1 protein-coding gene is annotated in these 229 nt (G+C 60.3%); it reads right to left on the bottom strand.

The annotated features are described in order from the left end of the window. Positions 1–229: hypothetical protein (locus FQ705_RS33965; protein ID WP_186307790.1), on the bottom strand; the 229-nt coding region annotated here is incomplete at both ends.

Here is a 229-nt window from a genome sequence, read left to right as displayed (position 1 = left end):
GACGTGTCGTCGTACGAAACGAAGGCATTGGAGATATTGCCCGACGAGTCGATGTTTGCGCCCATCGCCTTCAGTTGCTCGACGTTCACTGCATCGTTGTTGGCCTTGCCGTCAGCGACGTTGGCAAGCGTCACCGGTGTCGTCGAACCCGTGCCGCCCAGCGTGACCTTGGTATGCGAAGTCGTGTCATAGGCAACCGAATCCGAACTGCTGCCCGTCGCGGCCGCTG

Source organism: Paraburkholderia sp. BCC1884 (genome assembly GCF_900996225.1).
GTDB lineage: Bacteria > Pseudomonadota > Gammaproteobacteria > Burkholderiales > Burkholderiaceae > Paraburkholderia.
Note: the sequence above shows the minus strand (reverse complement) of the source record. Positions and strands in the feature narration are given on the sequence as shown.